The organism is Bacillus sp. M13(2017), from assembly GCF_002218325.1.
Taxonomy (GTDB): Bacteria; Bacillota; Bacilli; order Bacillales; family Bacillaceae_G; genus Bacillus_A; species Bacillus_A thuringiensis_K.
Window position 1 is genome coordinate 99,741 of sequence record NZ_KZ268504.1, and the last position, 23,616, is coordinate 123,356.

Here is a 23,616-nt window from a genome sequence, read left to right on the forward strand (position 1 = left end):
TGTGGTATATAAATTAGAATAAGAGAAGGGATGAGTTCTATGCTTACTCAAGAACAAATAATGAATGCATTAAAACATGTAGAGGATCCAGAGTTACACAAAAGTGTTGTAGAATTAAATATGGTTAGAAATATACAAATGAACGGAACAGAGGTTAAACTTGAAGTAGTACTAACAATCCAAGGTTGTCCGTTAAAAGCAAAAATTCAACAAGATATTGAAGAATCACTTTACGCAATTGGTGTCTCTAAAGTGGAGGTAATATTTGGCTCTATGACACAAGAAGAACGTGCATCTTTAACAGAGAAGTTAAAGAAAAATACTAGAACAGAAACTGGTATGCCGAGTATGCTTCGCCCGGATTCAGGAGTACGTTTTATTACTGTAACGAGCGGAAAAGGCGGAGTTGGAAAATCAACGGTGACAATTAATCTTGCAACTGCACTAGCTCGTATGGGCAAAAAAGTGGGGATATTAGATGCAGATATATATGGTTTTAGTATTCCAGCTATGATGGAAACGAATAAGAAACCAACGATGATTGATCAAACGGCAATTCCAGTCATTAGTCACGGTGTTAAAATCATGTCGATGGGATTCTTTACAGAAGGAAATAACCCAGTGATGTGGCGCGGACCGATGCTAAATAAATGGATTCAAAATTTCCTTGCGAATACGCACTGGGGAGAATTAGATTATTTATTACTTGATTTACCACCAGGTACAGGAGATGTTGCCATTGATGTTGCGGCAATGGTTCCGCAAGCGAAAGAAATAATTGTTACAACTCCGCACAATGTAGCTTCATTCGTTGCTTCAAGAGTCGGTGTAATGGCAAAACATACGAAGCATGAGATTTTAGGTATTGTGGAAAATATGGCTTATTATGAAGAACAAGATGGATCGAAAAATTATCTCTTCGGAAAAGGCGGCGGCGAAATGCTTGCAGAACAATTGCAAACAGAAGTAATTGCCAAAATACCTTTTGCGAAACGTGAAGAAAATAATGGTTCATCTGTATATGATGAAGATTCTCTTGTTGGAGAAGTGTTTACATCGTTAGCTGAGGATATTATTTATAGAGGATAGAGGGGGAAGTTTAGTATGGCATGTAACATTGATCATTCTATTGAAGATGTGATGAATAAGCTTGAAAGTCAAAAGAATTTTTTACCTGAAGGGATTTTTAAAGAGTTAAAGAATTTTTTGCAAGGTACTCATTCACAGAAATTATTAAATGATGTTTTTCACCTCCTAAAAAAGTATGATTTAGTCAGTGAGGAAGAACGAGAGACGAGAAACGCACAATTATTATACATTTTGAATTAAGTACTCTTTGGCTTTAGAATTTTTTCAGAAGGGGTGAATGTGATGGATATGAAAAAGATGATTGAAACGATAGAAGTAACTAGAGTGACTGACGAGGAATTATCGATTTCGAATTTACATCCAAAGCTTGTGAAGTTGTATAGTCAAAAAGATAGTGCAGAGTATACGAAGCTATTAAAATATATTTTATCATTATCCGTGCAACTGAAGCTGAATCTCGTATTGAAATATTTTGGTGTACGTCCCATTGTTGCTGCAGACGAGCGTATGCAATTTCAAGAGATATTTAAATGTTTAGCTAACAAAGATGATAATGGCGAATGGTTTCTAAATTTCGTTTCTTTATACGTAGGGTTAATCGTAGTTCTTTATTTTGATGAAAAAGAGATTGAGAGAAGTTTTTTCGATGATATGGTAGTGGGTGAAGGGAATGAAATATAAGCTTCTGCTCATAACATCTTTTTGTTTAATTGCTATAACTGCGATTTTAATTGGTTATATAAATATGCAAGTAATGAATTAAACTAGTTTGATAAAAAGCGTTCTTCAGTTGTTTCCGTCGTTTTTTCGTGTTACTATTAATCGAATTTTTCATAAGGAGAGAAAGCGATGAAATGGATTTATTTTATTATTATTAATGTTATAGCTTTTAGCCTTATGGGGCTTGATAAACGAAAAGCAAAGAAGAAACAGTGGAGAACGCCAGAAAGTACGTTGTTTTTATCAGCGGCAGCTGGGGGAGCAGTTGGAGCTTGGATTGGTATGTATATGTTTCATCATAAAACTCATAAAAAGAAATTTGTTTTCGGCATACCGTTACTTGTTGCAATAACGGTATGTTTATTATTCGTTGTATGAGAAATGTCGAAAGAAATGCAGATTGATTATTGGTAAAGTGAGCATATGAGAACGTATAATGGAGAAAAAATGAGAAGAGGAGAAAAAGGAAGATGGGGAGTCAATCAGCAGAGCAAAAAAAAGGGATACTATATGCGGCTGGTGCTTATACGATGTGGGGTATTCTGCCGATTTATTGGAAATGGGTTGAAGAAGTTCCTGCAGATGAAATATTAGCACACCGCATCGTTTGGGCGTTTGTTTTTATGTTACTCGTATTAGGTGTTACGAAGAGATTTCGCCAGTTTATTGGGGAATTTGTGAATCTTTTTAAACGACCTAAATTATTAATGTCATTAACAATAGCTTCAGTCTTGATTAGCGGAAATTGGTTTGTTTACATATGGGCTGTTAATCATAATCATGTTATTGAAGCGAGTCTTGGCTATTATATTAATCCGCTTATTAGTATTTTACTTGGTACAGTCGTTTTAAAGGAAAAGTTAAACTTTTGGCAATATGTTGCAGTTGGTTTAGCTGGAGTAGGAGTTGTCATTTTAACAGTACGTTTCGGATCTATTCCGTGGGTTTCTCTTTCACTTGCCTTTTCATTTGGATTATACGGATTAACGAAAAAATTGTTAAACTATGATGCGACAATCGGGCTTACGATGGAAACGATGTTAGTGACGCCGTTTGCAATCATTTACCTTGTTATGACAGGCGCACATGGTTTCGGCTCATTTGGATCTATTTCCATGTTATCAACGTTACTTTTAATAGGAGCAGGCATTGTAACAGCATTACCACTATTTTATTTTGCGAAAGGAGCGCAACTTATTCCACTTTATATGGTCGGATTTTTACAATATATTGCGCCAACAATTAGCTTAATTTTAGGTGTATTTGTATTTGGTGAACATTTCACAGCTACACATATGATTGCATTTTTCTGTATATGGGTTGCTTTATTTGTATTCTCGGTAGCGAAGACAAAGTTCTTAGTGCAGAAACAACCGAAATTTATAAAAAATAAATCAGCAAAAGTATCATAATGCGTAGTATTTTCTACGCATTTTTCTTTATACTGATACTATATAGGATTTCCATTATAGCTAGTAGGGAGCTGAGAACGTGGAAACAATTTTACATAACGATCCGCTTATGGCTGCTGTACTTTCATGGTTTTTAGCACAATTAACGAAAGTAGTCTTTAAATTAGTCAAAACAGGTGAATTTGATTTTGCAAAGTTTTTTGCTTCAGGTGGGATGCCAAGTTCTCATGCTTCAACAGTTACAGCGCTTGCTACAGGAGTTGGAGTTGTGGAAGGTGTGGAAAGCTCGATGTTTGCGGTTGCTGGTATTTTTGCCATTATAGTTATGTATGATGCTTCAGGAGTAAGGCTTGCAGTAAGTAAACAAGCAAAAATATTGAATGAGTTTTTTCACGGTAGAGAAACAGAATATAAGAAGTTAAATGAACTTGTTGGGCATACACCGTATGAAGTAGTAGTCGGTGCTTTATTAGGGATTATTGTCGGAGTAGGATATTGTTTATGAGCAGAACATTTTATATGTTCTGCTTTTCTTTGTTTTCATACATATTCAGCTATCTTTTTGAATATCGTTATACGGATTTCGAAAGGGTGGGTGAGTAACTTGTTATTATATGAAAAAGTGCATGAAGAAATAGCGAGAAGAACAACTGCACTTCAAACAATGCAACGGCAAGATGGTACGTGGCGGTTTTGTTTTGAAGGAGCTCCACTAACAGATTGTCATATGATTTTCTTATTAAAATTATTAGGTAGAGATAAAGAGATAGAACCGTTTGTAAAAAGATTAGCATCACTCCAAACAAATGAAGGAACATGGAAATTATATGAAGATGAAGCGGGGGGGAATTTATCTGCTACAATTCAATCTTATGCTGCCTTACTTGCATCGGAAAAATATACAAAAGAAGATGCGAATATGAAGCGAGCGGAAATGTTTATAAATGAGCGCGGTGGGGTAGCGCGTGCTCATTTTATGACGAAGTTTTTATTAGCGATTCATGGAGAATATGAATATCCTTCTCTCTTTCATTTGCCAACACCAATTATGTTTCTGCAGAATGATTCCCCTCTCAGTATTTTTGAACTGAGTAGCTCAGCACGTATTCATTTAATTCCGATGATGCTTTGTTTAAATAAAAGATTTCGAGTAGGGAAAAAGTTATTGCCAAATTTAAATCACATTGCAGGCGGGGGCGGAGAATGGTTTCGGGAGGACCGGTCTCCGGTTTTTCAAACATTATTAAGTGACGTGAAGAAAATTATAACGTATCCACTTTCTTTGCATCATAAAGGATATGAGGAAGTAGAACGTTTTATGAAAGAGCGTATTGATGAAAATGGAACATTATATAGCTACGCAACTGCCTCGTTTTATATGATTTATGCTTTACTTGCATTAGGACATTCTATTCAATCACCAATTATTGAGAAGGCTATAACGGGAATCACATCTTATATATGGAAGATGGAGAGAGGGAGCCATTTGCAAAACTCTCCATCAACTATATGGGATACAGCTTTACTCAGTTATGCTTTGCAAGAAGCTCAAGTTCCGAAAGCAAGTAAAGTGATTCACAATGCATCAGCATATTTACTAAGAAAACAGCAAACGAAGAAAGTAGATTGGAGTGTACATGCACCGGATCTCTTCCCGGGGGGGTGGGGCTTTTCGGATGTGAATACGACGATTCCAGATATTGATGATACAACTGCTGCGTTAAGAGCATTGGCGCGAAGTAGAGGGAACGAAAATGTAGACAATGCTTGGAAGCGAGCTGTTAATTGGGTTAAAGGATTGCAAAATAATGATGGTGGTTGGGGGGCTTTTGAAAAAGGGGTAACGAGCCGTATATTAGCAAATTTACCAATCGAAAATGCAAGTGATATGATTACAGATCCTTCTACACCAGATATTACAGGAAGAGTGTTAGAATTTTTTGGGACGTATACGCAAAATGAATTGCCCGAGAAACAAAAACAAAGTGCGATAAATTGGTTAATGAATGTACAAGAGGAAAATGGATCGTGGTATGGGAAATGGGGAATTTGTTATATATATGGTACGTGGGCTGTTATGACAGGTTTACGGTCATTCGGAATTCCATCTAGCAATCCATCATTAAAACGAGCAGCTTTATGGCTTGAACATATACAGCATGAAGATGGTGGCTGGGGAGAATCTTGCCAAAGTAGTGTGGAAAAAAGATTTGTTACTTTGCCGTTTAGTACACCATCCCAAACAGCATGGGCGTTAGATGCCCTCATTTCTTACTATGATAAAGAAACGCCAGTTATTCGAAAAGGTATTTCATATTTGCTCTCCAACTCTTATATAAATGAAAAATATCCTACTGGAACAGGTTTACCAGGTGGGTTTTATATTCGTTATCATAGTTATGCTCATATATATCCGTTGCTTACTTTGGCTCATTATGCAAAAAAATATAAAAAATAAACCGAGAGATGTCTCTCGGTTTATTTTGTTGGGTAGTAGGTCCCTTTTGAAAAGAATAAGGTTGTGATGTACCTTATTTTTCGGTTGATTGGCGCTTTTGACGTGCATCAGCGGCATTTGCACGTGCGTTTGCTTCTAAGTCATTGTGGTCAGCGAGTTCGCGAGAGAACTCAACATCAATGCCATCAGTAGCTTTGTTTTGTTTGAAATTTTTTTTGTTCATTCGACACAATCTCCTTGCACTTTATCCCGCTTTAATGGGCAGTAAGACCTCACCTCAAAATTCAGCGAAAGTAAAGAAGTTAGGTGGGGGTCGGGCTGCCCATAAAAGTCCGATTGGTGAGGGCTAATAATCAGTGGGGGATGAAGAAAACCCCCACTGATTAAAGTTTCACTTTATGCGACGTTGCAAAGTTAGTTTGACACAAATAGACTTTTTTATACAAAGAGGAATTGGAAAGTAAAAAGCCGAAATATACAGTATAAGTAATAGAAATGGGGGATAGGGATGGAGTTTTTAAACGGGAAAACAGCTGTTGTAACAGGAGCTGCACAGGGAATTGGAAAAGAGATTGCAAGGGTTTATGCAAAACTAGGGGCGAAAGTATTAATTAGCGATGTAAATGAAGAGAATCTACAAAAAACGACACGTGAGTTATCAGATGAAGGATATGAAGTGTGCTCATATCGATGTGATGTAAGTAATCAAAATGAAGCGAAGTCGTTAATTGAATATGCGGTTCAAAAATTTGGTACATTACATATTTTGGTGAATAATGCTGGAATTACAAGAGACGCAATGTTACATAAAATGGAGAAGTCTGCTTGGGAACAAGTGTTACAAGTAAACTTAACTGGAGTTTTTTATTGTATGCAACCAGCGCTTCTTTACATGAGACAACAAGGGTATGGGCGCATTATTAATATATCTTCAATTAGTAGAGAAGGAAACATAGGGCAAGCAAATTATGCGGCTACAAAGGCAGGAGTTGTAGGTTTAACGAAAACGGCAGCGAAAGAAGTTGGAAGTTTCGGTATTACTTGTAACGCGATTTGTCCGGGGTTTATGGATACAGATATGACAAAAACGATACCAGATAAAGTGAAAGAAAAGATGGTTGGCGCTATTCCAGTTGGTAGAATTGGAACGCCAGAAGATATTGCGAACGCAGCAGCCTTTTTAGCATCAGAATACGCATCCTATATTACAGGTGAAGTATTAAATGTGAGCGGAGGACTGCAAGTTTAAAGGAATACATAATGAAAAGAACCTGACCAGGTAGGTCAGGTTCTTTCTCATTAATTTAAGTTAAGCCAAACGCTCTTCACTTCTGTATAGTTATTTAATGCGTAAGATCCCATTTCACGGCCGAGGCCAGATTGTTTAAATCCTCCAAATGGAGATGCTGCATCAAAGACGTTATAACAGTTTACCCATACTGTACCTGCACGTACTTTACTTGCAACATAGTGTGCAGTTTTAACATTTTCTGTCCACACACCAGCAGCTAAACCAAATTGCGATTTATTTGCACGTTCAATTACTTCATCAATATCGTTAAACGGTATTGCAGAAATAACTGGACCGAAAATTTCTTCTTTTGCGATCGTCATTTCATCATTTACGTCAGCGAATACTGTAGGAGAAACGAAGTAGCCTTGATCGAATGGATTACTTCCTCCGCAAAGTACTTCAGCGCCTTCTTCAATCCCTTTTTCAATGTAGCCCATTACACGTTTTTGTTGTTCTTCGGAAACGAGAGGACCAATTGTTGTTTCAGGGTTAAGACCGACACCTTGATTTAGTTTTTTAGAATAGAGGACGAGATCAGCCATGACATTATCATACATTTTCTTCGGAACAAATAAGCGTGATCCAGCAGAGCATACTTGCCCTTGGTTAAACATAACACCAGAAAGGGCACCAGGAATCGCGCGAGATAAATCAGCATCTGGCAAGATGATATTTGGTGATTTACCGCCTAACTCAAGTGTAACGCGTTTTAATGACTCAGATGCTTGTCGCATAATTTGTTTACCGACTGGAGTAGAACCAGTAAATGCAATTTTATCAACGAGTGGATGATTAACAAGTGCTTGTCCAGCTGATTCACCGAATCCAGGAACAATATTAATAACACCTTTCGGAAATCCAGCTTCTTCAATTAATTCAGCTAAGTATAGAGCTGATAGTGGAGTTTGTTCTGCAGGTTTTAAAATGATTGTACATCCTGTAGCAAGCGCTGCTCCCATTTTCCACATCGCCATAAGAAGAGGGAAGTTCCAAGGGATAATTTGACCGACGACACCAACAGCTTCATGGCGTGTATAGTTAAAGTAATTACCGGAAACAGGGATTGTTTGACCAACGATTTTCGTAGCCCAGCCAGCATAATAGCGCATATGTTCAATTGCAAGTGGTATATCTGCTGCCATTGTTTCACGGATTGGCTTTCCGTTATCTAACGTTTCGAGCTGTGCAAGCTCTTCTTTATGTTCTTCCATTAAATCAGCTAACTTGTACATGAGACGGCTTCGCTCAGCAGTGCTCATACGAGACCAAGGACCTTCGTCAAAAGCCATGCGAGCTGCGACTACAGCTTTATGAATATCTTCGCGACCAGCTTCAGAAACGACAGCAAGTGTTTCACCAGTTGCTGGGTTTGGTGTTATAAACGTTTTTCCGGAAGCGCTTTCAATGAAAGATCCATTCACATATAACTTTTTTGTACCTTGAAGAAACTTTTCTACCTTTTCATGAAGATTTACAGCTAGTTGACTCATTGTATAACCCCCTTGAAAATATAATGTAAACGCAGTACGAGACGGCGCTTATTCCGAAATCAAGGATGTGGAAACTAGATGGAAAGCCTCTAATTAAAATCATAATTAATAAATACTGAAAATTCAAATTTCATTTGTGTTACAATTGTAAAAAATATGTAATGTAACAGAATCTTCTATATGATTATAAAAAATCCTGCTTGTTTTGCTTTCTAGTAGGAAAAACTAGAAGAACAATGGTACAATAATACATCGTGAGAGGAGGGGGAAAAATGAAAGATTATCATGATGATCCACGCTTTCGAATAGCCCATAGAGAAGCGTTAATTGGTCTTGGACTTGCTATTATTAATTTTATAATATGGTACGGATTCGCTTATGGGCTTGGTAGTAAAAATCCGAGTGAATATACATATGTATTAGGTTTTCCCGCATGGTTTTTTTATAGCTGTATCGTTGGATTTATCGTTATGGTTATTTTACTTAGTTTAGTTGTTCGTTTTGTATTTCAAGATATTTCACTCGATGAGGAAGAAAAAAGTGAGGAATAATAGATGAATTGGTATGTAATCATTCCAATGATAATTTCGTTTATCGTTGTATTTTTAATTGGTGTATATGCTTCAAGACGCGTTCAAGCAACTGCTCATAATAAATTTTTACAAGAATATTTTCTTGGTGGGCGTGAGCTAGGCGGTTTATTATTAGCGATGACAATGATTGCTACGTACGGTAGTGCAAGTAGCTTTATTGGTGGTCCTGGTATTGCTTACAATATGGGGCTTGGATGGGTATTGTTATCTGCGATTCAAGTTGTAACAGGGTATATCGTTTTAACGGTTATCGGTAAAAAGTTTGCAATTATCGCTAGGAAGATGGAAGCCATTACTCTTATCGATTATTTAAAAGGGAGATACAATAATAAAGCAGTTGTTATACTTTCTGCGTTATGTATTATTATCTTTTTATTTTCAGCGACAGTAGCCCAGTGGGTCGGTGGTGGACGATTAATCGAGTCACTAACGGGTCTATCGTACACAACAGCACTATTTTTATTTACTTTTTCTGTACTTGTTTACGTATTAATTGGTGGATTTCGTGCAGTCGCTTTATCAGATACATTATTAGGAATTATTATGTTAGTTGGAACGACAATCATTTTAATTGCTACTGTCATTGCTGGTGGTGGAATTGAAAAGATTATGCAGGAACTTGTTCAAATCAATCCAAATTTAATTACACCATTCGGAGCAGATGGCAGTTTAACGAAGTCATATGTGACATCATTTTGGATTTTAATTGGAATTGGTGTTGTAGGTTTACCACAAATTAGCGTGCGTGCCATGTCTTATAAAAATTCAAAAGCTATGCACCAAGCTTTAATAATTGGAACAGTTGTCGTTGGTACAATTATGATCGGTATGCATTTAACAGGTGTATTTGCAAGAGTAGTACTTCCAGGTATAACGGTACCAGATAAAGTAATGCCGCTACTTGCGATGGAAGTGTTGCCACCTTGGTTAGCTGGAGTTTTCTTAGCTGCACCAATGGCAGCGATTATGTCTACAGTAAACTCGTTATTATTACTTGTAAGCTCGTCAATTATTAAAGATATATACGTAAATTACATAAATAAAGATGCAGCAGACAGTACGATAAAAAAAGGAAGTTTGTGGATTACTGGTATTGTAGGACTACTCGTTTATGCAGCGGCCATTAAACCACCAGATTTTTTAATATGGCTAAATTTATTTTCTTTCGGTGGATTAGAAGCAGCATTCATTTGGCCAATCGTATTAGGGTTATATTGGAGGAAAGGAAATGCAACAGGAGCGCTTGCTTCCATTTTCGTTGGAGTAGGTTCATATATGTGTATTCACCTTTTCTATCCAAATCCGTTTGGTATACATACAGTTGTCTTTCCGATTTGTTTTGCGTTTATCGCTTACATTATTGGAAGTATGAGTGCTGTAAAAAAAACTGTATAGGTTAGCTGGAGAACGTAGTCCTTATAGGACTGCGTTTTTTCGTATGAAATTGTTCTTTTTTATTCTGTATGCCGATTGTTATTCATAAATTAATAACAATTGAGGGGATGGAGTTGAGGTCGATGAAAAAAGTATTATTTTTAGGAGACCCAGGAATTGATGACTCTTTAGCAATTATGTATGGATTGTTGCATCCTGATATTGATATTGTTGGTGTGGTTACAGGATATGGAAATGTAACGCAAGAAAAGGCGACAAGTAATGCGGCATATTTATTACAGTTAGCAGGTAGGGAAGATATACCAGTTATTAATGGTGCGAAAATTCCTTTATCTGGAGATATTACAACGTATTATCCAGAAATTCATGGGGCGGAAGGTTTAGGACCAATTCGACCACCGAAAAATCTTTCTCCAAATATAAAGCCTTTTTGTGAGTTTTTTGACATTCTTGAAAAATATAAAGGAGAATTAATTATAGTTGATGCTGGGAGGTCAACGACACTTGCGACAGCATTTATTTTAGAAAAGCCAATGATGAAGTATGTGAAAGAATATTATATAATGGGCGGTGCTTTCTTAATGCCTGGCAATGTTACACCAGTCGCAGAGGCGAATTTTCATAGTGATCCGATTGCGTCGCAATTAGTTATGCAAAATGCCAAGAATGTGACACTGGTGCCGCTCAATGTTACATCTGAAGCTATTATTACGCCAGAGATGGTAAAGTATATTACGAAACATTCTAAAACAAGTTTTAATAAATTAATTGAACCGATTTTTACGTATTATTATAAAGCTTATAGAAAATTAAATCCGAAAATAAAAGGAAGTCCAGTACATGACGTCGTTACAATGATGGTTGCCGCAAATCCTTCAATATTGGATTATGTGTATCGCCGTGTAGATGTAGATACAGTGGGAATAGCAAAAGGAGAAAGTATTGCAGATTTCCGTCCTCAACCTGATGCAAAAGCCTTAAAAAACTGGGTGCGAATTGGTTGGTCATTACATTATAAAAAATTCCTTGAGGATTTTGTGAAAATCATGACGTAGACATAATAGGAGTATACAAGTTAAAATAATGGAGATGGTTATTTGAATAACCATCTCCATTATTTTGTTTTTTAAAGATAGAGAGAAGAGTTACACAATAGGAGAGGAATTTTACTTGAAAAAAACTATAGTATGCGCAGTGATTGTGGGTATTTTCGTTTTGCTAATATCGGGTAACTTTTTAGTGAAAAAAGTGTGGAGTTCAAATAATGATGATGCACAGTATATTGCATCTTTTATTGAAGAACATAAAGATGAAAAAAATAGTGCACTTCTAGTAAAGAGAAATGATAAAGTTGTTTATTCTGTAAATCCAAATGTTGTATTACCAGTTGCTAGTACGATGAAATTGATTATAGCGCTTGAATATACGAAACAAGTTACGGAAGGGAAAATTGATTCTTCTAGTTTCGTTTCCATTAATGATGTGAATCGGTATTATGTACCGAATACAGATGGTGGTGCGCAAGATAGATGGCAAAGGTACTTGGAAAAGAAAGGAAAGATAACTGAAGGAGCGGTTTCTTTAGAAGAAGTAGCAAAAGGAATGGTTAAGTTTAGTTCAAATGCAAATGCTGAGTACTTAATGGAAGTGTTAGGATTAGATAATATTAATCGGAATTTACAAAGTTTATCACTTCCTGCACATCAACCACTATTTCCAATCGTTTCATCTTTGTATATCCCGGGATATTTGCATAAAGAATTACATGTTCCAAAATATAAAATAGAGAAAAAGTTAAAAGAAATGTCTCAAGAGCAATATCGTGAATATGCGATGATTATTCATGAACGCTTAAAGAAGAAGGGACCATTATTACAGAAGGAAATTCCGCTTTATTTAGAGGAACGTTACGACAAAATTTGGTCAGATAGATTACCAGCAGCTTCTGCAAATGATTATATGGTACTACTTCAAAAGGCAAACCATAAAGGTGGCTTGACAGAAGCTGAAGAAAAAGTGTGGGCAAATATCGTTGAAACAGACATGAGTGCCAAGAAATACCGTAAAACATTTAGACATGCTGGGCAAAAAAATGGTTATACGCCATGGACAGTTACAAAAGCAGTTTATGCAATGGATAAACGCGGGAACTGTACAGAAATAGTGTTCTTAGCAAATAATTTAAATGAAGATGACAGCGCAGAAATACGGAAACATTTAGCAAACTTACATTTTCAAGTGTTGCAAAGTGATAAGTATGATGCGACTTTTATTAAATAAACTCGGTGCAGAGAGCACCGAGTTTATTTTTGTGTACAAGCACTTTTTTCCTATCTCTGGGTATGATGGGTAGTAATACTTAGGTGAAAGGGGAAAAGGTGATGAAACAAAGTAAAGAAGAGTTTATAAAGAGCGAAGGCGCTGATTTCCCTGGGAAAACATACGTGAATTGCGTATTACAACATGTATTTGAGTTTCAACGAAATTACTTATTGAAAGACATGTTTCAAGTGCATAAAGCGCATATTACAATGCTGACGGAAGAAAATTTAATGAAAAAGGAAGAAGCTAAAGTTATATTAAACGCACTAAAAAAGATAGAGGGAATTCCAAAAGATCAATTGCTCTATACAGAGCAGCATGAAGATCTCTTTTTTTTAGTGGAACATTTAATTTTTCAAGAAGCGAAATGCGATTTTGTAAGTAATATGCATATTGGTAGAAGTAGAAATGATATGGGTGTAACGATGTATCGCATGAGTTTAAGGCGATACGTACTACAATTAATGGAACATCATTTGTTATTGCAAGAAAGTATGCTGCAACTTGCCGATGATCATAAGGAAACGATTATGACAGCTTATACACATACACAACCAGCGCAGCCAACAACATTTGGTCATTATACGTTAGCGATTTATGATACGATGCAGAGAGACTTAGAAAGAATAAAACGAACGTACACACTTTTAAATCAATCGCCAATGGGAGCAGCTGCTCTTTCTACAACAAGTTTCCCAATTAAACGAGAGCGAGTTGCTGATTTACTTGGATTTACTAATGTAATTGAGAACTCATATGATGCTGTCGCTGGAGCTGATTATTTATTAGAGGTTAGCTCGTTACTTACGGTAATGATGACGAATACGAGTAGATGGATTCATGATTTCTTACTATTAGCGACGAAAGAATATGATGGTATTACTGTTGCAAGGCCATATGTACAAATTAGTAGTATTATGCCACAAAAACGAAATCCAGTTTCAATTGAACATGCCCGTGCAATTACGAGTAGTGCTTTTGGAGAAGCATTTACAGTATTTCAAATGATTCATAATACACCATTTGGTGATATTGTCGATACGGAAGATGACTTGCAGCCGTATTTATATAAAGGAATTGAAAAGGCTATTCGTGTATTTTGCATTTTGAATGCAGTCATTCGAACGATGAAAGTAGAAGAAGAAACGTTGAAAAGTCGTTCCTATAAACATGCAATTACGATAACGGATTTCGCAGATGTTTTAACAAAAAACTATGACATTCCATTTCGGCATGCTCATCATGTAGCAAGTGTTATTGCGAATATGTCATTGGAACAGAAAAAGGAGCTACATGAATTATGTTTCAAAGATGTGAATATATACTTACAAGAAAAATTTAAAATACAATTATTAGAAAAAGAGTGGGAAGAAATTATATCGCCAGAAGCATTTATTCAAAAAAGAAAGGTGTACGGTGGACCGAGTAAAAAAGAAATGGAGCGCATGATTAAAAGTCGAAAAGAGTCATTTTGGAAAGAAGAAGAGGTATTTGAAAAGGAAAAACAGAGAGTTTTACAAGTGGAAAATGATTTAAATATATTAGTTTCGAATATTATTGAATCGTAAAAGAAGGATTTAATGAATTAATCGCCAATACTTAATGAAACTATAAATAGAGAGAAGAGATTGTCGATGATTCAATTACGTGTATATGAAGAGATTGTTAATTTTAAAGAAGCGGTTACACCATTTTTAGAAAAAATGAACAGGAAAATAATCTCATATTAGGTGTATTACAAATGGTACAACAACCGATATTTATGGGGGTAGTAAAACAAGAGGAAGAAATTACAATTGTATTTCTTCAAACAGAAGAAAAGAAACAAATTATTGTTGCTACGTCTGAAATGGTGGAAGAGGCCATCGTGGAACTTGCAAAAAAATTAGCGGAAGTATATCCGAATGTTCCTGGATTAATTGGTAATAAGAAAATTGTACAGAGATTAGCGGAAGAGATTGCCGTGTTAGAAAATAAGAAAACTACTATTGCAATGGAGCAAGGTATATATGAATTAAAACAAGTGAAGAAAAAGTGGAACGGAGATGGAGTCTTTAAAGAAGTAAGTAGTGATGAGCTACCAGTAATAGAACAGTGGATATACCAATTTTGCGAAGAAGTGAATCTTCCTACTACAAAAGAAGAAGCGGAACAAACCGCACATATATTAATTACTAATCGTCGTCTATTTGGTTTAGAAATAGACGGAAAACTTGTTTCTGTAGCTGCAAAAACACGCCCAACTAAAAATAATATAACAGTTAATTTCGTGTATACGCCGAAAGAAGCAAGGGAAAAGGGATACGCATCTAATTGTGTAGCGGCACTTAGTCAACGTATGTTAGATGAAGGATACAAGACAACTACGTTATATACTGATCTAGCGAATCCGACATCGAATAAAATTTACCAAGAAATTGGTTATGAACAAATTGCGGAGTCTATGCTTATATTTTTAGAGAAGTAGAACAAAAAGGCATGCTAATTTAGCACGCCTTTTTGTTATTCATCAATTCTAATAACCTCGCCTTGAGGGAAGTCTTCAGTTTCTAGTAAGTTACGAATAGCTTTTGCTACATATTCAGGTGATAATAGTTTTCCTTCTTCTTTTAATGTGATGAAGCGGTCTAAATTTGTGAAGTCTTCTTTATTTGTTTCACGAATTTGTGCTTGCATATTTGTATCAACAACACCAGGTGCAAAAGCGACGATTTTTACTGGGTATTCTTTTTCCCCTTCTTCAGTCGCTACGCACTGTGTAAACATATTTACACCTGCTTTCGTTGTACAATAAGCGCCCCATCCGAAATAAGGATTTTTTCCTGCGCCAGATGAAATATTTATAACGCGTTTATCTACTTTCCATTCTTTCGTATGCTTCATGAAAGTAGATGTAAGAATCATAGGTGCAAGTAAATTAATGTGAACGTTCGTAATGAATTGTTCGCTTTCTGCTTTTTCAATTGGTTTCATAGGTGCGAGTGTACCAGCGTTATTAATTAAATGAATAGATGATACAGTGTCTTCTTGAATAGATGAAATGATTTTGTTAAAGTTCGTTTCTAAATTATGTACATCTTGAAGATCTAAGGAGTGGAAAACACAATTGCTATTATATTGCTGTGCAAGTTTCGTAAGTTCTTTATTTTCTCTTCTAGAAATAGAGATAATACTCGTGTTTTCTTCTAACAATTGCGCGGCGATAGCCTCACCTAAACCTTGTGAAGTTCCTGTTATAATAACATAGCGCATAGTGTAGTAAGCTCCTCTCATACGTGCGGAATTTTGTTGGACAAAGTACATTGCATAGTTTGTCTACATTTTATAGTATAGAGCACTTTTTACTATAAATGAAATGAGATGATTACGTGCCTTTTTTGAATCGCTTTACGACAACAGTAACTGGTGCCGTCACGTTCACTGGGAACACGTTAGGACTTAGTCCCACATCGCCTGCACCAGGTAATATTTTTGGTACACTTGCTGTTTTTACAACGGTAAATACAGCGCTGCAAGTACCAGGGTTCCCAGCAGGTACAACGGATGACTGGCGATTGAATTCTTCAAGTGCAATTTTAAATCTTCCGGCAGGGAGTAGTATTTTGTATGCAGAGTTAGTTTGGGCAGGAACTTTCCGGACTGATACGGAAGATGTTTTACCATTTTTAAATGATAATATTACATTTACAACACCAGCAGGAACATTTTCTGTTACGCCAGATCCTGCTACCGCGCAGCAAGGCTCAGTAGGCAATCAGTTTTATTATGCTCGCTCTGCTAATGTAACGAATCTTGTTAGTGCGGGTGGGGCAGGAACTTATACGACAGGGGCCGTGCCAGCTACAAGAACTTCGGCTGATCCGACAATCAGTCGTTCAGCTGGATGGACGCTTGAGGTAGTGTATCAAAATGCAAGTTTACCACTTCGGAATTTGTCGGTATATGCAGGTCAAGAAATTATCGATGCTTCATCACCACCAGTTGATACTATCATTTCAGGATTTGCTACTCCGGGAACAGGAGCAGTTACAGGAAGAGTGCTCGTAACTGCTCAAGAAGGTGATTCCAACATTGTTGGAGATCAACTTCGCTTCGGCCCGAATGCAAATGCTACAATTGCATTATTCGGCCCGAGAAACCCTGCTAATAATTTCTTTCAGTCACAAATTTGTAACGACATTGGAGAGTTAGATACAACTGGAACGTTTGGAGAGTTGAATCAGCCTTTAGGGATAGCTTTGGCTGTCCGAAGACAAGGATGGGATATTACAAATGTAAATGCCACTTCATCATTAGTAAATAATCAAACGTCAGCAACAGTTCGATTCGTTACAAATGGAGATGGATACGCTGCAGCTGGTTTTGGTGTTCAAATTGATGCGACGGGTCCAATTATTAATCCTGTTAAATCAGTTGATAAAACAGTTGCAGGAGTTGGAGATATTCTCACCTATACAATTACTGTTCCGAATACAGGGACAGGAAGTGCAGATAACGTTGTATTACAAGACAGTATTCCAAACGGAACGACGTTTATAACTGGTAGTGTGACGGTAGGGGGAGTAGCGCAACCGAGCGCGAACCCAGCTAGTGGAATTAATTTAGGAACGATACCTAATAATGCGCAGAGAATTGTAACATTTCAGGTAAGGATCACGTCATTTCCAAATCCAAATCCAATTCCAAATCGTGCGGTGGTATCTTATCAATTCCGTCCTTTCGTAGGAAGCCCACTCGTTACAAGTACAGCTTCTTCAAATACAGTACAGACGATAATTAATCGTGCGAATGTAAGCTTACAAAAGTCTGTAGATTTGCAAACAGCAACAATTAATGACATATTAACGTATACAGTTAATGTGACGAATAATGGAAACATCACTGCGAACAATGTTATTTTTGTTGATAATATCCTTGCTGGAACAACATTTGTTCCAAATAGTGTTACGGTAAATGGAGTAGCGCGTCCAGGAGCAAATCCAGCAAGTAGTATTAATCTTGGGAGTATTAATGCCTCGCAAACGACTGTAGTCCGCTTTCAAGTTCGAGTAACATCTAATCCTCTTGTAAATCCAATTCCAAATCGTGCAAGTGCAACATTTACCTATACCCCAGTGCCTGGTCAAACACCAATTTCAGGTCAAGCGACAAGTAATACTGTATTTACTACAATTAATGTAGCTGATATAAGAACGCGAAAAACAGTAGATCGAGCTTTTGCAACTGTAAATGACGTTCTTACGTACACCGTTACAATTGAGAATACAGGAAATGTACTTGCGACGAATGTTGTTTTTCAAGATCCAATCCCAACTGGAACGACTTTTATCGTAAATAGTGTAACTATAGATGGGATTTCACAACCTGGAGCAAATCCGGCAACTGGGTTTACGATAGCAAATATTTCTCCAGGCGGAAGTAGGACGGTTACATTTCAAGTACGGGTTACATCTACGCCATCCGGAGGCACGATTGCGAATCGCGGAAATGTATCTGCTAATTTCGTTGTTATTCCGAATCAACCACCAGTGACGATTAATAGACAAACGAATACAGTTGTGACACAAGTTAATACAGGTGGTTTAAATGTAATAAAAGAAGTGAATACGACACAAGCGGCAGTAGGTGATACTTTAACATATACGATTGCCGTCCAAAATACAGGAAACGTTCCGTTAACAAACGTGTTTTTCCAAGACACTATTTCTCCCGCTGTCTCATTTGTTGCAAATTCTGTAACAATTAATGGCGTACCACAAAGTGGATTGAATCCAAATACAGGATTTTCTCTTCCGAATATTCCTGCGGCTCAAACAGTTGTAGTCACATTTGACGTATTAATTGTACAGGATCCAGAAAATGAAGATATTTTAAATCAAGCAAATGTAACAGCAAGTTTTCAAGTGGATCCGAGTGAACCACCCGTAACAATCAATGTTCCGAGTAACATTGTGAATACAACAGTACAATCAGGGAACTTTGAAGTTGTGAAATCAGTGAATACGGATGTTGCAACGGTAGGGGATGTTTTAGTATATACAATCGAAATCATAAACGCAGGTAGTGTACCAGCAACAAATGTATTTTTCCAAGATTCAATTCCACAAGGTACATTATTTATTGAAAACAGTGTCTTTGTGAATGGGGTCTTACAAGAAGGGGCAGATCCAGAATTCGGATTCCCATTAAATAATTTGCCTACTGGTGCGAGTGTAATTGTTACGTTTGAAGTATTAATTGATGACATTCCCCAAGGAAATAATGTCCTAAATAATGCGAATGTAACTGGAGATTTTCTTGTAAATCCCACAGAACCACCAATTACTGTAACGGTACCAAGTAATACTGTTATGACAGTCGTGAATTCTTCAGGGTTAAATGTGAGAAAGAGTGTAAGCGCTACTGAAGCAGGAATAGGAGATACGTTAACATATACAGTTCGTATACAAAATAGTGGAACGGTAGCAGCGACAAATGTATCATTTCTTGATCCAATTCCAGTTGGAACAACGTTTGTAACAAATAGTGTAACAATAAACGGAACATCTCAACCAGGTTTAAACCCAACAACTGGATTTCCACTTGCCAATATTCCAGTAGGAGGGATGGTAACAGTTGCTTTTCAAGTGACAATCACGAGTGTACCACCAAATAGAGTTCTTCCGAATACTGCGAATGTAACTGCGGATTTCCAAGTAAGCCCTCTCCAGCCGCCAATTACAATTGTAACGATTAGTAATATTGTTGTGACGCGAGTGAATGTAGGATCACTTAATGTAATGAAGAGTGTAAATACATCGCAAGCAGGAGTAGGAGATACGTTAACGTATACGATTCTTATTCAAAATACAGGAACTGTTCCTGCAACGAATATTATTTTTCAAGATCCAATTCCGTCTGGTACTGCCTTTGTAGCAAATAGTGTGACGATAAACGGAGTCGTGCAGCAAGGTGCGGATCCTATGGCAGGTTTCCCAGTACCAAATATTCCGGTCGGGCAAACATCTACGATTACGTTTCAAGTTACAGTGACGAGTGTTCCGAACGGTGGAAATATAAGAAACCAATCGAACGTTACTGCAAGTTTTCTTATAAATCCAGCAAACCCTCCAATAACGACTGTAACAAATAGTAATTTTGTAGTGACGCAAGTAAACACAGCACAGCTAAATATACAAAAATCTTCATCTGTACAACAAGCAGCACTTGGAGAAACTTACACGTATTCTGTAGTCATTCGAAATAACGGCACAGTAACAGCAACGAATGTTTCTTTTATTGATCCAATTGCTTTAGAAACAACATTTGTAGCAAATAGCGTAACGATAAATGGAACGCCTCAACCTGGATTTGATCCAAATATTGGTTTCCCGCTTCCTAATATTGCAGCTGGAACATCATTGACAGTAACGTTCCAAGTTACGGTAGTTGCACCGTCTACACGTGGAGCAGTATTAAATACAGCATCTGCTACAGCCACTTTCTTATTGAATCCTTTACAACCACCTGTAACAACAACGAATTCAAGTAATACAACGGTAGTTACAATACCGTTACCTCCTCCTGGTGAAGTAACAGCAACAAAAACAGTTGATGTTGCAACTGGGGCTGTCGGGGATGTATTAACGTATACAGTGCTAATAACGAATGTAGGAATTATCCCTGTTACAGATGTACTCTTCCAAGATGTCATTCCAGAAGGGACGACGTTTGTTGACAATAGTGTAACGATAGGTGGAGTGCAGCAACCAGGATTAAATCCAGAAATAGGATTTACAGTTACTCCATTATTAATCGCTGGTGGAAGTATTGAGGTCACATTCCAAGTGACGATTACAGAAATTCCAGATAATGAAGTCATATTAAATGATGCAGATGTTACATTTACTTCACAACCAAATCCGCAGGAACCACCGATTACGGAAACGATATTAACAAATTTAGTCGTTACGACAATTAATATAGCGTTTATTTTTCCATTGAAACTAGTAGATAAAGAAGTAGCGACGGTAGGAGAAATATTAACGTATGATGTATTGATTTTTAATTTCGGAACAGTGCCAGCGACGAATGTTCAATTTATCGATACTACTTCCGCGGGTGTAGCATTTGTACCAGGAAGTGTGAGCATAAACGGGGTACCAGCACCAGGATTAGATCCTTTCATTGGTTTTACAGTTCCAGATATACCTGTCGATGATTTTGTACTTGTCACATATCAGGAAGTGGTTACAAGCATACCAGAAGGTGGAACGATTGTTAATTTTGTAGACGTTACAGCTACATTTGCTGTAAGTGAAACAGAACCGCCTATTACGGAAACAACGACAAGTAATACGACATTAACAGAAATCAATGAATCTGGTTTGAATGTTTTAAAATCAGTAAGTCAGCCGGTTGTTGCAGTAGGCGATACAATCACATATACAACAGTCGTTCAAAATACAGGAACAGTGGTAGCGACGAATGTTCAATATAGCGATGTATTACCGGCCTCTATCACATTTGTACCAGATAGTGTAACGATAGACGGTGTGTTACAACCTGGGTTCAATCCGAACAATGGATTCCCGCTTCCAGATATAAATCCAGGTGAAAGTGTAGAAGTCACATTCCAAGTAACTGTTGTTAGTGTGCCAACAAACGGAACAATTGCCAATACGGCAAATGTAACAGGAAGTTTTGTATTAGTACCAGGAGAACCACCAGTTATAGTAACAGAGCCGAGCAATACAACACTTACTACTGTAAATAGAGGACAATTTAATGTTATAAAACAAGTAAATAGGGCTGCTACTCTCGTTGGAGATGTATTAACGTATACGGTTCAAATAACGAATACAGGAACAGTAACAGCTAATGATGTTCAGTTTATTGATACTATTTCAGCAGGAGCGTCATTTGTACCAAATAGTGTAACGATAAATGGAGCCCTGCAACCAAACTTAAATCCAATTACTGGATTTGGAGTTGGAGATATACCAGTTGGTGAAACGGTTATCGTGACGTTTCAAGCGATAGTTACAAACATCCCGTCATCAGGAACAATTACGAACGTTGCAAATATAACAGGAAGCTTTACTTTAGTACCAGGAGAGTCACCGGTTGTAGTAACAGAGCCGAGTAATACGACGATAACAAGAATAAATAGAGGGCGTTTTAGCGTTATAAAATCTGTAAATAAAGAAGCAACACGTTTAGGAGATACGTTAACGTATAGTGTGCAAGTTACAAATACGGGAACGGTAACAGCAACGAATGTTCAGTTTATTGATGTCCCATCACCTAGTTTAGAATTCGTTCCTGGAAGTGTACAAATAAATGGGATTCCGCAAGTAGGTTTAAATCCATTTGTAGGCTTTTCATTACCGGATCTTGCAGTAGGGGATAGCGTATTAATTACATTTGAAGTAAATGTAATCGCAGTTCCGCCGTCTAGTAGCATTATGAATACAGCAAGAGTAACGGGTGATTTCGAATTGATTCCAGGAGAACCTCCGTCTACAATTACAAATTCAAGTAATACGACGGTTACGCCGATAAATAGAGGCAGCTTAGAAATGCTAAAAGAAGTAGACCATTCAGTTGTTGGCGTAGGAGAAACGGTAACGTATACTGTTCGTATATTAAATACTGGTACTGCTGATGCAATGAATGTTCAATTTATCGATGTACTATCTCAGGAAGCTGATTTCGTACCAAATAGTGTAACGATAAATGGGGTTCCACAACCGGGGTTAAATCCGCAGATTGGATTTACGATACCAGATATTCCAGTTGGTGAGACGGCACTTGTAACATATGAAGCTACGATTACAAGTTTTCCGGATGGTGGAACAGTAGTAAATGTTGCTGGAGCGTTAGCAGAATATATTTTAGTACCAGGAGAGCCGCCAGTTACATTGATGGACACGAGCAATACAGTTATTGTAACGGTAAATACTGCAATCTTATTTGTTGCAAAAGGAGCAAACTTTGAAGTAGCGATGGTAGGGGATGTTGTCACTTACGGAATTGCCGTTATAAATGATAGTACAGTTCCTGTGACCAATATTGTGTTAACAGATATCATTGATCCGAATACGCTATTTATAAATAGCACGGTAACGGTAAATGATGTACCTTTTCCATTCGCTAACCCGAATACTGGTATTCCGTTAGGTGATTTTCAGCCAAATGATGCAGCAATTATTAATTTCCAAGTTGTCATAACAGGAGAACAAATAAATAATTTAGTTACAAATACTGCTACAGCGAATGGGCTCGCAACTGTAAATCCGAATGAGCCGCCAGTAGTAGTTGAAGGTGATAGTAATACAGTTGTTATCCCGTTTATTCCTCAAAATGTCTCAACGACAGTCGTAAAAACGGCAGACCATCAAACAGCAACGATTGGAGATGTTATTACGTTTACGACAGTTATTACAAATACGGGGGATACAGCAATACAAAATATTCGTTTTCAAGATATGTTAGATAGTAGTGTTCGATTTGTCCTTGGAAGTGTAACTGTTGATAATACGCCAGTGTCAAATGTAAATCCAGTATCAGGATTTCTTATAGGAAGTTTAAATCCGGGTGAGGCACAGACAGTTTCGTTCCAAGTAGTAGTGGAGAGAGCACCAAGCGGTTCAGGGAATTATATAAACCAAGCGAGTATTCGTTTCGAACATCAAGTAGGCACAGTATTGCCACCTGTTACACAAATGGTAGAAAGTAACATAGTTGTCATTCCATTTGTTCCAACGATAGAACAAATTTGTGAAACGAATCTTAATTGCTTAGGGAAAATTCCTTTTCAATGTTCTCCGTGTAATCATTTGCAAATAAATAAAAAATAAAT

17 protein-coding genes and 1 pseudogene are annotated in these 23,616 nt (G+C 37.1%); 15 read left to right on the top strand and 3 right to left on the bottom strand.

Going from position 1 to position 23,616, the window contains the following annotated elements:
* Nucleotides 1-39: 39 nt before the first annotated feature.
* From CGQ22_RS14175 to CGQ22_RS14205, 7 genes are all read left to right on the top strand, one after another.
* Complete coding sequence (locus tag CGQ22_RS14175) at nt 40-1,089, top strand: P-loop NTPase (protein WP_000957516.1); 1,050 nt, start codon at nt 40-42, stop codon at nt 1,087-1,089.
* A gap of 15 nt (nt 1,090-1,104) precedes the next feature.
* Nucleotides 1,105-1,329: a hypothetical protein gene (locus CGQ22_RS14180; RefSeq protein WP_000752373.1), complete on the top strand. Its 225-nt coding sequence runs from the start codon at nt 1,105-1,107 to the stop codon at nt 1,327-1,329.
* Between the two features lie 42 nt (nt 1,330-1,371).
* Nucleotides 1,372-1,770: a nucleoside triphosphate pyrophosphohydrolase family protein gene (locus CGQ22_RS14185; RefSeq protein WP_000367298.1), complete on the top strand. Its 399-nt coding sequence runs from the start codon at nt 1,372-1,374 to the stop codon at nt 1,768-1,770.
* Nucleotides 1,771-1,938: 168 nt separating this feature from the next.
* Nucleotides 1,939-2,187: a DUF1294 domain-containing protein gene (locus CGQ22_RS14190; RefSeq protein ID WP_000871325.1), complete on the top strand. Its 249-nt coding sequence runs from the start codon at nt 1,939-1,941 to the stop codon at nt 2,185-2,187.
* A gap of 92 nt (nt 2,188-2,279) precedes the next feature.
* Nucleotides 2,280-3,221, top strand: a complete 942-nt coding sequence (rarD, locus tag CGQ22_RS14195) for an EamA family transporter RarD (protein ID WP_000535540.1) — start codon at nt 2,280-2,282, stop codon at nt 3,219-3,221.
* A 79-nt stretch (nt 3,222-3,300) separates the two neighbouring features.
* Nucleotides 3,301-3,726, top strand: a complete 426-nt coding sequence (locus tag CGQ22_RS14200) for a divergent PAP2 family protein (RefSeq protein ID WP_089148868.1) — start codon at nt 3,301-3,303, stop codon at nt 3,724-3,726.
* 99 nt (nt 3,727-3,825) lie between these two features.
* The gene (locus CGQ22_RS14205) at nt 3,826-5,679 is read left to right on the top strand and encodes a terpene cyclase/mutase family protein (RefSeq protein WP_000928148.1); all 1,854 of its coding nucleotides are present in this window, start codon (nt 3,826-3,828) and stop codon (nt 5,677-5,679) included.
* Nucleotides 5,680-5,752: 73 nt separating this feature from the next.
* Here the strand turns inward: CGQ22_RS14205 and CGQ22_RS14210 are convergent, their stop codons facing one another.
* Entirely contained in the window at nt 5,753-5,902 is a 150-nt protein-coding gene (locus CGQ22_RS14210) for a YfhD family protein (protein WP_001035808.1), read from the bottom strand.
* A gap of 285 nt (nt 5,903-6,187) precedes the next feature.
* Between CGQ22_RS14210 and fabG the strand changes: the two genes are divergently transcribed.
* Nucleotides 6,188-6,928, top strand: coding sequence for a 3-oxoacyl-ACP reductase FabG (gene fabG / locus CGQ22_RS14215; RefSeq protein ID WP_000395038.1), 741 nt, complete (start codon nt 6,188-6,190; stop codon nt 6,926-6,928).
* A gap of 50 nt (nt 6,929-6,978) precedes the next feature.
* Here fabG and dhaS read toward each other — a convergent pair whose 3' ends face one another.
* On the bottom strand, nt 6,979-8,463 hold the full coding sequence (gene dhaS, locus CGQ22_RS14220) for an aldehyde dehydrogenase DhaS (protein WP_000080269.1): 1,485 nt from the start codon (nt 8,461-8,463) through the stop codon (nt 6,979-6,981).
* 272 nt (nt 8,464-8,735) lie between these two features.
* Here dhaS and CGQ22_RS14225 point away from each other — a divergent pair, with 272 nt between their 5' ends.
* The 6 genes and pseudogenes from CGQ22_RS14225 (at nt 8,736) to CGQ22_RS14250 (ending at nt 15,240) form a co-directional block, all read left to right on the top strand.
* On the top strand, nt 8,736-9,014 hold the full coding sequence (locus CGQ22_RS14225; protein ID WP_000656244.1) for a YhdT family protein: 279 nt from the start codon (nt 8,736-8,738) through the stop codon (nt 9,012-9,014).
* Nucleotides 9,015-9,017: 3 nt separating this feature from the next.
* Nucleotides 9,018-10,451 (top strand): sodium/pantothenate symporter, encoded by a 1,434-nt coding sequence (gene panF, locus CGQ22_RS14230; RefSeq protein WP_001104823.1) that lies wholly within the window; start codon nt 9,018-9,020, stop codon nt 10,449-10,451.
* Between the two features lie 68 nt (nt 10,452-10,519).
* Nucleotides 10,520-11,506 carry a nucleoside hydrolase gene (locus CGQ22_RS14235; RefSeq protein WP_003302260.1) on the top strand — a complete coding sequence of 329 codons (987 nt, stop codon included), beginning with the start codon at nt 10,520-10,522 and terminating at the stop codon, nt 11,504-11,506.
* 115 nt (nt 11,507-11,621) lie between these two features.
* Nucleotides 11,622-12,731, top strand: coding sequence for a serine hydrolase (locus CGQ22_RS14240; RefSeq protein ID WP_000751356.1), 1,110 nt, complete (start codon nt 11,622-11,624; stop codon nt 12,729-12,731).
* An 83-nt stretch (nt 12,732-12,814) separates the two neighbouring features.
* Nucleotides 12,815-14,341 (top strand): argininosuccinate lyase, encoded by a 1,527-nt coding sequence (gene argH / locus CGQ22_RS14245; protein WP_003302262.1) that lies wholly within the window; start codon nt 12,815-12,817, stop codon nt 14,339-14,341.
* Nucleotides 14,342-14,407: 66 nt separating this feature from the next.
* Nucleotides 14,408-15,240 (top strand): annotated as a pseudogene (locus CGQ22_RS14250) (GNAT family N-acetyltransferase).
* Between the two features lie 35 nt (nt 15,241-15,275).
* On the opposite strand, the gene CGQ22_RS14255 reads toward CGQ22_RS14250, so the two are convergent.
* On the bottom strand, nt 15,276-16,025 hold the full coding sequence (locus CGQ22_RS14255; RefSeq protein WP_001271038.1) for a (S)-benzoin forming benzil reductase: 750 nt from the start codon (nt 16,023-16,025) through the stop codon (nt 15,276-15,278).
* Between the two features lie 116 nt (nt 16,026-16,141).
* Between CGQ22_RS14255 and CGQ22_RS14260 the strand changes: the two genes are divergently transcribed.
* Complete coding sequence (locus tag CGQ22_RS14260) at nt 16,142-23,614, top strand: DUF7507 domain-containing protein (protein ID WP_089148869.1); 7,473 nt, start codon at nt 16,142-16,144, stop codon at nt 23,612-23,614.
* The last annotated feature ends 2 nt before the right edge of the window (nt 23,615-23,616 follow it).